Annotated in this window: 14 protein-coding genes; 12 read left to right on the forward strand and 2 right to left on the reverse strand. The window is 40.5% G+C overall.

Features of this window, described 5'->3' with window-relative positions:
* Positions 1-7 precede the first annotated feature (7 nt).
* Positions 8-139 (forward strand): DUF3953 domain-containing protein, encoded by a 132-nt coding sequence (locus HMPREF3057_RS09920; protein ID WP_002874755.1) that lies wholly within the window; start codon positions 8-10, stop codon positions 137-139.
* Between the two features lie 79 nt (positions 140-218).
* Entirely contained in the window at positions 219-947 is a 729-nt protein-coding gene (gene yaaA / locus HMPREF3057_RS02845) for a peroxide stress protein YaaA (protein WP_000697764.1), read from the forward strand.
* Positions 948-978: 31 nt separating this feature from the next.
* On the opposite strand, the gene HMPREF3057_RS02850 is transcribed toward yaaA, so the two are convergent.
* Positions 979-1,527: an NADPH-dependent FMN reductase gene (locus HMPREF3057_RS02850; protein ID WP_000039632.1), complete on the reverse strand. Its 549-nt coding sequence runs from the start codon at positions 1,525-1,527 to the stop codon at positions 979-981.
* 91 nt (positions 1,528-1,618) lie between these two features.
* Positions 1,619-2,065, reverse strand: coding sequence for a MarR family winged helix-turn-helix transcriptional regulator (locus tag HMPREF3057_RS02855; protein WP_070696294.1), 447 nt, complete (start codon positions 2,063-2,065; stop codon positions 1,619-1,621).
* 118 nt (positions 2,066-2,183) lie between these two features.
* Here HMPREF3057_RS02855 and HMPREF3057_RS02860 point away from each other — a divergent pair, with 118 nt between their 5' ends.
* From HMPREF3057_RS02860 to HMPREF3057_RS02905, 10 genes are all read left to right on the forward strand, one after another.
* The gene (locus HMPREF3057_RS02860; protein WP_000776856.1) at positions 2,184-2,660 is read left to right on the forward strand and encodes a cell wall elongation regulator TseB-like domain-containing protein; all 477 of its coding nucleotides are present in this window, start codon (positions 2,184-2,186) and stop codon (positions 2,658-2,660) included.
* A gap of 9 nt (positions 2,661-2,669) precedes the next feature.
* Entirely contained in the window at positions 2,670-3,848 is a 1,179-nt protein-coding gene (locus HMPREF3057_RS02865) for a pyridoxal phosphate-dependent aminotransferase (RefSeq protein ID WP_044020464.1), read from the forward strand.
* A 152-nt stretch (positions 3,849-4,000) separates the two neighbouring features.
* Positions 4,001-5,344, forward strand: coding sequence for an asparagine--tRNA ligase (asnS, locus tag HMPREF3057_RS02870; RefSeq protein WP_070696298.1), 1,344 nt, complete (start codon positions 4,001-4,003; stop codon positions 5,342-5,344).
* 148 nt (positions 5,345-5,492) lie between these two features.
* The gene (gene rpsF / locus HMPREF3057_RS02875; protein ID WP_001151782.1) at positions 5,493-5,783 is read left to right on the forward strand and encodes a 30S ribosomal protein S6; all 291 of its coding nucleotides are present in this window, start codon (positions 5,493-5,495) and stop codon (positions 5,781-5,783) included.
* A gap of 11 nt (positions 5,784-5,794) precedes the next feature.
* Positions 5,795-6,265: a single-stranded DNA-binding protein SsbA gene (gene ssbA, locus HMPREF3057_RS02880; protein WP_000609595.1), complete on the forward strand. Its 471-nt coding sequence runs from the start codon at positions 5,795-5,797 to the stop codon at positions 6,263-6,265.
* Between the two features lie 31 nt (positions 6,266-6,296).
* Positions 6,297-6,536, forward strand: a complete 240-nt coding sequence (gene rpsR, locus HMPREF3057_RS02885; RefSeq protein ID WP_000068664.1) for a 30S ribosomal protein S18 — start codon at positions 6,297-6,299, stop codon at positions 6,534-6,536.
* A 280-nt stretch (positions 6,537-6,816) separates the two neighbouring features.
* Positions 6,817-7,326 carry a GNAT family N-acetyltransferase gene (locus HMPREF3057_RS02890; protein WP_070696301.1) on the forward strand — a complete coding sequence of 170 codons (510 nt, stop codon included), beginning with the start codon at positions 6,817-6,819 and terminating at the stop codon, positions 7,324-7,326.
* Positions 7,327-7,763: 437 nt separating this feature from the next.
* Positions 7,764-8,912: a non-hydrolyzing UDP-N-acetylglucosamine 2-epimerase gene (gene wecB, locus HMPREF3057_RS02895; protein WP_000734436.1), complete on the forward strand. Its 1,149-nt coding sequence runs from the start codon at positions 7,764-7,766 to the stop codon at positions 8,910-8,912.
* A 6-nt stretch (positions 8,913-8,918) separates the two neighbouring features.
* Positions 8,919-9,698 (forward strand): hypothetical protein, encoded by a 780-nt coding sequence (locus tag HMPREF3057_RS02900; RefSeq protein ID WP_000800615.1) that lies wholly within the window; start codon positions 8,919-8,921, stop codon positions 9,696-9,698.
* 142 nt (positions 9,699-9,840) lie between these two features.
* Positions 9,841-10,291 (forward strand): glycosyltransferase family 2 protein (locus tag HMPREF3057_RS02905; RefSeq protein WP_083312798.1); only part of this gene is annotated, 451 nt, incomplete at its 3' end.

Here is a 10,291-nt window from a genome sequence, read left to right on the forward strand (position 1 = left end):
TTGCTCTTTGATTTTCATTGAGTATAAAAATAGGTTTTCTCAGTTCAAGGAGAAAAAAGATAAATTCTTATCTATCTTAACAAGCTTAGCTGGCACAGCCCTTGTTCTCGTGGCTATCTGGTTAGGATGGCCAAAATAAACAGAGAAACCTCGGTGTGAACCGAGGTTTTTAAGATGAAATTCTTGGTCGTGGTTGAAAAATATGCTACACTAACAATATGAAAATTTTAATCCCAACAGCAAAAGAAATGAACACAGACCATCCTTGTATCGAAGCGCTCCCCTTGAGGGAAGAAAGTCAGGTAGTCCTTGACTCACTGGCGCACTACTCAGCCAGTGAATTAGAGACTTTTTATAAGGTATCTGCCGAGAAAGCAGAAGAAGAGTACGCTCATATTCAAGCTTTAAAAGATCACAGGGCTAAACATTATCCAGCCTTGAAACTTTTCGATGGTCTCATGTATCGTCACATCAAACGAGATGAGTTAACCAAGGCTGAACAAACCTATCTTGAAAATCATGTCCTAATTACCTCGGCTTTATACGGTGTTGTCCCCGCCTTGTCGCCCATGGCTCCTCACCGTTTGGACTTCTTGATGAAGTTAAAAGTTGCTGGGAAGACTTTAAAGAGTCATTGGAAGTCAGCCTACGATGAGGCACTAGAGGATGAGGATTTGATATTCTCACTCCTATCATCAGAGTTTGAAACCGTATTTTCGAAGGAAATCAGAGAAAAGATGGTGACCTTCAAATTTATGGAGGACAAGGCAGGCCAGCTGAAAATCCACTCAACCATTTCAAAAAAAGCCCGTGGTGCCTTTTTAACCGCCTTGATAGAGGGGCAAGTCCATACAGTCGAACAAGCTCGCAAGCTCCGCTTTGCCGGCTTTGACTACCGACCTGATTTATCCAGTGACTTAGAACTCGTCTTTGTGAAACAAGCATAAAACCAGCTCATTCGAGCTGGTTTTTGCTGGATTAGTTGATGGCTGCAAGAAGGTCGTCAGCTTGTTTTGCAAGTGATGAAGCAGTTGCTTCTTCTAACACCAATTTTCCGTCTGCCCAAGCAGAGTCATTGACACGAGCAGCTGTAAAGTCACCAACGACTTGTGTACGGATAAATGGCAAGAGGTCTTTGTAAATAGCAAAGAGTTGATCGTGACCGGCATTGGCTACAGATGAGACAGTAACAAACTTGTCTTGGAGGGCAGAAGCTCCACGTGTATCAGACAAGTCAAGAGCACGCGAGAGCCAGTCAAGCAAGTTCTTCACTGTTCCAGGGATAGAGAAGTTGTAGACTGGAGAGAAAATCCAGATGGCATCCGCAGCAAGGACTGCTTCACGAGCAGCAGCTACAGCTGGATGAGTTGGAACTTCCAAATCTTGGCTGAAGAGAGGAACAGCTGAGTAATCAAGATAGCTAACTTCTGCTTTTCCAGCAAGTGCTTTTTCAGCTTCGAGGGCCATTTGGTGGTTGAAAGAACCTTGGCGTAGTGAACCGACGATAAATAATACTTTTTTAGACATGATGTGTCTCCTTTAGTTTAAAATTCAAAGAGCGAACTCTTTTGTTACCATCCATGTTACAACAAATGATACTAATTAGCAATAATTTTGCTCACAAATTTTTAAATTTTTTTAAAATCTGGATTAAGTCTTCCTTTTCGCCATCTTCCAAGATGCTGAGTGCTTCTACAATCGAATCGATATGGTCGGGAAGAACCTCCTCGATTTTTCTGCGTCCTGCAGGTGTTAATTTCAGGAAAAAGGAGCGACGATCCTTGGGGTCGCAAGTTCTAGAAATCCATCCATCTCGAACCATATTTCGAATGACAACAGTCATGTTTCCAGAAGTGGCCAACATTTTTTCAATCAAATCCTGAATGCGTAGTTCCCCCTTGCTATAGAGGGTTTCCAAAACTGAAAATTGAGTGGGTGTTAGCCCGTGTTCTTTAGCGGCTTTGGCTTCATACGGTTTAAAAGTTCGTATGGCTTTATTGAGGACGATAGCTGTTTTTAAGTCTAGTTGATTATCGGAAATTTTCTTTTTCAAATATTGTTTCATAAGGTTATTTTATCAATAATGAGAGAGAAAAACAAGAACTTACATTTTATAGGAAAAGAATCTTAGAATGTTCCTGTCTTCACTTGTAATAAAGAAGGAGAGATGGTAAAATAGACGAGTGAAACTAAGACAGAAAAAAGCAAAAAACAAGCTACTTTTACAGTATGGAATCGGCATTGCTCTGGTAGTACTAGTCATGACCACTTCCTTCCTTTATCTGATATCACTCAGCATGAAACCCTATCAAGATGCTAGGGTTGAAGGAGAAAAACTGGCCAAGCAGTATGCTGAATTGGAAAAGGCAGATCAGGTTGATTTCTATAATGGACTAGAAGGTTATTACAGCATTTTAGGACATAATAAAAAGCAAGAGGCCATTGCCGTACTGATTGAAAAGAATGACCACAAGATTTATGTTTATCAGCTTGATAAGGGGATTTCTCAAGACAAGGCAGCGACGATTTCGAGGGAAAAAGGAGCTAGCGACATTGACAAGATTACCTTTGGTCGTTATCAGGACAAGCCGATTTGGGAAGTCAAGTCAGGAAACCAGTACTATCTGGTCGACTTTGAAACAGGAGCAGTGATCCAATAAGGAGGGCATATGAAACTATCCAAACGTGTACTAGAAATGGAAGAAAGCGTCACTCTAGCCAGTGATGCAAGAGCCAAAGCATTAAAAGCTCAGGGAAAAGACGTTCTTTTCTTAACCTTGGGACAGCCTGATTTTCATACTCCTGAAAACATTCAGGATGCAGCGGTAGAAGCGATTCGAGATGGACGAGCTTCCTTTTATACAGTTGCTTCAGGCCTACCAGAGTTAAAAGCGGCGGTTAATACCTATTTTGAACGCTATTATGGGTATTCTGTTGCAGCCAACGAGGTTACCTTTGCCACTGGTGCTAAGTTCTCTCTCTACACCTTCTTTATGGCTGTGGTCAATCCAGGTGATGAAGTCATTATCCCTACACCATACTGGGTCAGCTATGGAGACCAGGTCAAAATGGCAGAAGGAGTGCCTGTCTTTGTCCAGGCAAAGGAAGACAATCACTTTAAAGTAACAGTAGAGCAGCTAGAAGCAGCACGAACAGATAAGACCAAGGTCTTGGTTCTCAATTCACCATCGAATCCGACTGGTATGATATACTCTCGTGAGGAACTCTTGGCTATCGGAAATTGGGCTGTTGCGCATGATGTCCTTATCCTAGCAGATGATATTTATGGCCGTTTGGTTTATAACGGGAACGAATTTGTTCCAATCTCTAGTCTGTCAGAAGACATTCGCAAGCAAACCATCGTGATTAACGGTGTATCTAAGGCCTATGCCATGACTGGTTGGCGGGTAGGTTATGCGGTGGGAAATCCTGAAATTATCGCTGCTATGAGCAAACTAACAGGACAAACGACTTCAAATCTGACAGCAGTGTCTCAATATGCTACCATTGAAGCCCTAACTGGACCACAAGACTCTGTTGAAACCATGCGCCAAGCCTTTGAAGAACGTTTGAATACCATTTATCCACTCTTGTGCCAAGTGCCAGGATTTGAAGTTGTCAAGCCCCAAGGAGCCTTCTATCTCTTCCCAAATGTTAAAAAAGCGATGGAAATGAAGGGTTATACTGATGTGACAGAGTTTACAACAGCTATTCTCGAAGAAGTCGGCCTTGCCTTGATTACAGGAGCTGGATTTGGAGCACCAGAAAATGTTCGTCTCAGCTATGCCACAGACATGGATACATTAAAAGAAGCTATTCACCGTTTGCATCGGTTTATGGAAAAATAAAACTTAGAATCTTCGCCTTTTTAGCGAAGATTTTTTGTAACGAAAATCTCGCGATTTTTCTCTAGTAGAACCTAGCTATCGCAGTCTATTTATGGTAAAATAGTGGGTAATGATGTCTTCGGACAAGTTAAACGAAAAAAGGAAGATAGATTATGACAAAACGTGTAACAATTATCGATGTAAAAGACTACGTTGGTCAAGAAGTGACCATCGGAGCTTGGGTTGCCAACAAATCTGGAAAAGGGAAAATTGCCTTCTTGCAATTGCGTGATGGGACAGCCTTTTTCCAAGGTGTAGCATTTAAACCAAACTTTATTGAAAAGTTCGGTGAGGAAGTGGGACTTGAGAAGTTTGATGTCATCAAACGCTTGAGCCAAGAAACGTCTGTTTATGTGACAGGGATTGTCAAAGAAGACGAACGTTCTAAGTTTGGCTATGAGTTGGATATTACAGACATCGAAGTGATTGGTGAATCTCAAGACTACCCAATCACACCAAAAGAACACGGAACAGACTTCTTGATGGACAACCGTCACTTGTGGCTCCGCTCTCGTAAGCAAGTAGCGGTTATGCAAATCCGTAACGCGATTATCTATGCGACTTATGAGTTTTTCGACAAGAACGGCTTCATGAAATTTGATAGCCCAATTCTTTCAGGAAACGCAGCAGAAGATTCAACTGAACTCTTTGAAACAGACTACTTTGGAACACCAGCCTACTTGAGCCAATCAGGTCAACTTTACCTAGAAGCAGGGGCCATGGCTCTTGGTCGTGTCTTTGACTTTGGTCCAGTATTCCGTGCTGAAAAATCAAAAACACGCCGTCACTTGACTGAGTTCTGGATGATGGATGCGGAGTACTCTTACTTGACACATGATGAGTCACTTGACTTGCAAGAAGCTTATGTAAAAGCCCTTCTTCAAGGTGTTTTGGACCGTGCACCTCAAGCCTTGGAAACCTTGGAACGTGATACAGAGCTCTTGAAACGCTACATTGCAGAGCCATTCAAACGCATCACTTACGATCAAGCCATTGACCTTTTGCAAGAGCATGAAAATGATGAAGATGCTGACTACGAGCATCTTGAGCATGGCGATGACTTTGGTTCACCACACGAAACATGGATTTCAAACCACTTTGGTGTGCCAACATTTGTTATGAACTACCCAGCAGCTATCAAGGCCTTCTACATGAAACCAGTTCCTGGAAATCCAGAGCGCGTACTTTGTGCAGACTTGCTTGCACCAGAAGGTTACGGAGAAATCATCGGTGGTTCTATGCGTGAGGAAGACTACGATGCCCTTGTCGCTAAAATGGAAGAACTTGGCATGGATCGTACAGAGTATGAATTTTACCTTGACCTTCGTAAATATGGTACAGTACCACACGGAGGATTTGGTATCGGTATTGAACGTATGGTAACCTTCGCAGCTGGTACAAAACACATCCGTGAAGCTATTCCATTCCCACGTATGTTGCATCGTATCAAACCATAAACTAGTAAAAAGAAGATATTTTCATCTTCTTTTTTCACTTTTATCTTGCTATCTATCAGTTTTTCTAGTATAATAGTTTATTGTGAGCAAACCTCACTTACCCCTTGCAAAGACTAGGGGTCATTAGACCAAAAGGAGGAACATATCAATGGCTAAATACGAAATTCTTTATATCATTCGTCCAAACATTGAAGAAGAAGCGAAAAACGCTTTGGTAGCACGTTTTGACTCTATCTTGACTGACAACGGTGCAACTGTTGTTGAATCAAAATCATGGGAAAAACGTCGTCTTGCATACGAAATCCAAGATTTCCGTGAAGGACTTTACCACATCGTTAACGTTGAAGCAAACGACGACGCAGCTCTTAAAGAGTTTGACCGTCTTTCAAAAATCAACGCTGACATTCTTCGTCACATGATCGTCAAACTTGACGCGTAAGAAGGTAAATTATGATTAACAATGTTGTACTTGTAGGGCGTATGACACGTGACGCTGAGTTGCGTTATACCCCATCAAATGTAGCAGTTGCGACTTTTACTCTTGCAGTAAACCGTACATTTAAGAGTCAAAATGGCGAACGTGAGGCTGATTTCATCAATGTCGTTATGTGGCGCCAACAGGCTGAAAATCTTGCTAACTGGGCTAAAAAAGGCTCTCTTATCGGGATCACAGGCCGTATCCAGACTCGTAGTTACGATAACCAGCAAGGACAACGTGTCTACGTAACAGAAGTCGTGGCTGAGAATTTCCAAATGTTGGAAAGCCGCGGAGTGCGTGAAGGACATTCAGGTGGCGCTTATTCTGCACCAACTGCTGGCCAATCAGCACCTGCAAACCCAGTACCAGACTTTTCACGTTCTGAAAATCCATTCGGAGCAACCAATCCATTGGACATTTCAGATGATGATTTACCATTCTAATGGACAATTAATACTATAAAGGAGAAAAAACATGGCTCAACAACGTCGTGGCGGATTCAAACGCCGTAAAAAAGTTGATTACATCGCAGCAAACAAAATTGAATATGTTGATTACAAAGATACTGAGCTTCTTAGCCGTTTCGTTTCAGAACGTGGGAAAATCCTTCCTCGTCGTGTAACAGGAACTTCAGCTAAAAACCAACGTAAAGTAACAACAGCTATCAAACGCGCTCGCGTAATGGCTTTGATGCCTTTCGTAAACGAAGATTAAAAAAGAGGTCCGGGGGACCTCTTTTTCAGACCCTTACGGGTCTTTTTTTCATGAGCTCGGAAATAAGAAAGCGAGTCAAGACCCTTACGGGTCTTTTTTCACGAGCATGGAAATGAGAAGGCGAGTTCGGTCTGGGTGGACCTCTTTTTCAGATTTTTATGGGACTTTGTTAGAAAGGATTCCCTGTTGACCTAGTAAGATTCTTTTATCTTACTAGGTTTTTCTTTTAATCTTTATTATCGTGCTATAATGGTAGGAGAAAGCTATAAAGGAGCAACTTATGAAGACGACATGTTCAATTAGAAAAATGCAAGAATCTGACATAAAAGATCTATCTCGAGGATTTATCAGCCAAGGTTGGCCAAGTAGAGAGGAGATTTTAACTCGATACTTTAAGGAGCAAGAAAGTGGGGAGAGAGAAGTCTTAGTTGCAGAGGTTGAGGGTGCTGTAGCGGGTTATATCACAATTTTGCCCTGCGCTAAGCAGGGGCCTTTTGCTGGAATGGCTCCAGAACTTTCAGATTTCAATGTCTTTGAACCCTTTCAAAATCAAGGTATTGGAAATCTCTTGCTGGAAGAAGCAGAAAAACGAGTTAGGCTCATATCGGATAAGGTGACTCTTGGTGTTGGGTTCCATTCAGGGTATGGACCTGCCCAGAGATTGTACATCAAACGAGGCTATATTCCAGATGGGACGGGTGTTTGGTATCAGAACCATCAACCGGCCATGAATGCGGTTTGTGAAGATATAGGAGAATTGGTCTTGTATCTGTCGAAAAATTTGTTTTAAGACAGATTTTATAAGATTTAAATTTTAAATATAGTAAACAATCACAGTCCCTTTTTCATTCGAAAAAGGGATTTTTTTGTTTGAAATTGTTTGATTTATTCCTCAAAGTGGTAAAATATAATTGTTTGAAATATCAAGATAAAAATAAATATCGAAAAAAACATATAAGGTTTAGTTTTTTTAAATACGGATTCTTTTGAAAAGTCTTAAAATTTCCTAAAATAAGGCTTTTTAAAGGTTGTAAATAAAATTGTTACAAAAAGGTTACAAATTGTTAAAATTAAATTAAATGCAATAATATAATTTGGAAAAAATTTGACATATAAATTAATTGACGGTAAAATAATTAAGATAATCAAATTAATTGATTTGCGCAATAATTCGATATAAAGATTAATCTGATGTGTCAAATTTTATTATAGTAGAAGGATAGCGTAATGAAGAAACTGAAAGTGATGGTTGTTTTTGGAACACGACCAGAAGCTATTAAAATGGCCCCTTTAGTGTTAGAATTGCAAAAACATAGTGACAGCATTGAGACGATTACAGTTGTGACAGCTCAGCACCGTCAAATGCTTGATCAAGTTCTTGAAACTTTTAGCATCGAGCCACATTATGACCTGGATATTATGGGGAAAAATCAATCCCTCTTAGATATTACTGGAAAAATTTTAGAAAAGTTTGATCCAGTTGTTAAGCAAGAACTTCCAGATATAATTCTTGTTCATGGAGATACAACAACAACTTTTGCAGCAAGTTTAGTTGCTTTCTATAATCAGGTACGAATCGGCCACGTTGAAGCTGGCCTAAGGACATTTGATAAGTATTCTCCTTTCCCAGAAGAAATGAATCGTCAGATGACTGATAACCTAGCGGATCTCTATTTTGCTCCAACTAGTGAGAGTAAAGAAAATCTCCTCAAGGAAAATCACCCTGAGTCTGCTATTGTCATTACGGGAAATACAGCCATTGATGCCTTGAAACTAACCGTTCAATCGGATTACTATCATGAAGTTTTAGATCAATTGGATCCAGATAAGAAACTTGTATTAGTAACCATGCATCGTCGTGAGAATCAAGGTCAACCAATGAGAAATGTCTTTGCAGCTTTACGTGAGATGGTCGATCTTCATCAGGAAATTGAAGTTGTTTATCCTGTTCACCTTAGCCCTGCTGTGCAAGAAGCAGCAAACGATATCTTAGCTGGTCACGATCGTATTCACTTGATTGAGCCTTTAGATGTACTTGATTTTCATAATTTGGCTTCAAGAAGCTATTTTATCATGACTGACTCTGGAGGTGTTCAGGAAGAGGCGCCTTCTCTCGGCAAACCTGTCCTTGTCCTTCGTGACACAACGGAACGTCCAGAAGGTGTTCGTGCAGGAACCTTGAAGCTAGTTGGTACGGATCCAGTACGTGTGAAAGAAGCGATGGCAGCACTCTTAACAGATGAAACTCTTTATAGACAAATGTCTCAGGCACCAAATCCTTATGGAGATGGAAGAGCCTCTGAACGAATCGTACAATCCATTCAACAGTACTTTGGGGCAGCGACTTCTGTATCGGAATTCAAAGGGGGGAAATAAGATAAAATGAAAAATTGGAGTCAATTTAAAAACTGGCTTATGGCTTTGCTTGCTTGTGAGGTCATTCTTTTGGTGCTTTGTTTTTTGTATGCTCGAGCAATCATTTTAGAACAAATCTTTTTTTTAGCTTTAGCCTTGTTTGCAGTGTTGGTATTATCTGACCTTTTGCTTACTTGGACCCTTATCTTAGCATTTGGTTTTGGACTTATCGTTTTGGTTGCGGGTGTGGTTTATATCCCGATCATTCAACTGGTCTTTTTATTAATCAGTTTTCCTCTTTTGATTGGGATTCTACTTAAGGTTCGTTATTATTTCTTCAAGGTGGCCTCAAAGGTACAAGAACAGGAAGACGAAGCGCGAGCAGATTACCAAGCGATGGTCACTGAACAAAGTGATGTTACGGTTCAATCTCTATTGATTCATTGGGCACATGAAGATTTGTTCTTCCAGATTAAACCGAAAGAACATAACCAGATGCTCAGTAGCATTCAAGAGGTAATTGCTCAGGAATTGAGCTACAATGATAAACTCTATTACGTTTCGGATGGTAATTTTCTCGTTCTATCCAGTAAAAGCCAACATTCTTTGAAGGAACTTTATTTGAATGGTTTGCAGGAGAAACTGAGCAGTTTAGTTTTTCATGGAGAAGATGGCAATCAAGGAATTCAGTTCCAAACAGGCTATTTGGTGATTAACTCTGATAATAAAGATAAATACCAAGACTACGCGGATGTCGCCAGTCATCTCAAACGTCAACTAGAGACAGATGTAATTGTGGAATATTAGGAGGGGAACATGACTTTAACCGAACTATTTTTTGGTATTGCTTTGGGACTCAGTCTCGCCTTTGGCATTTGTTTTATCATACTATTTATTGCATACAATATTCTTTACCATCGAGTAAACAAAAATTTTAAGGCGGTGAATCATGATTAGTCAAATGTTAATGATTTTTACCTTGCTTACAATTTGGATTTCTCTAGCATGGGGCTTGGTAATTCTCTTTTCGGCAGTACACTTTTGGTTTAAACACAGTGATTTTCGTGTAGACACTTCGCCTCTACCTTATTATCCTAAGGTAACGATTGTTGTTCCTGCCCATAATGAGGATGTGGTTATTGCCCAAACGGCAAAAGCTATCTTGGATATGAACTATCCTCACGACCGTGTGGAGTTGCTCTTGTTTGCGGATAACTGTTCGGATAACACCTATGCAGAATGTTTGTCTGTACAAGCCATGCCTGAATATGCAGGAAGAAATCTAACCATTATCGACCGTACTGGTACGGGAGGAAAAGCGGGCGTTCTAAACGATGCTTTGGAGATGGCAACAGGCGAATACATCTGTGTTTATGATGCAGATGCCATGCCTGAAAAAA

Origin of the sequence: Streptococcus sp. HMSC072D05, assembly GCF_001815805.1 — a bacterium.
Lineage (GTDB): Bacteria > Bacillota > Bacilli > Lactobacillales > Streptococcaceae > Streptococcus.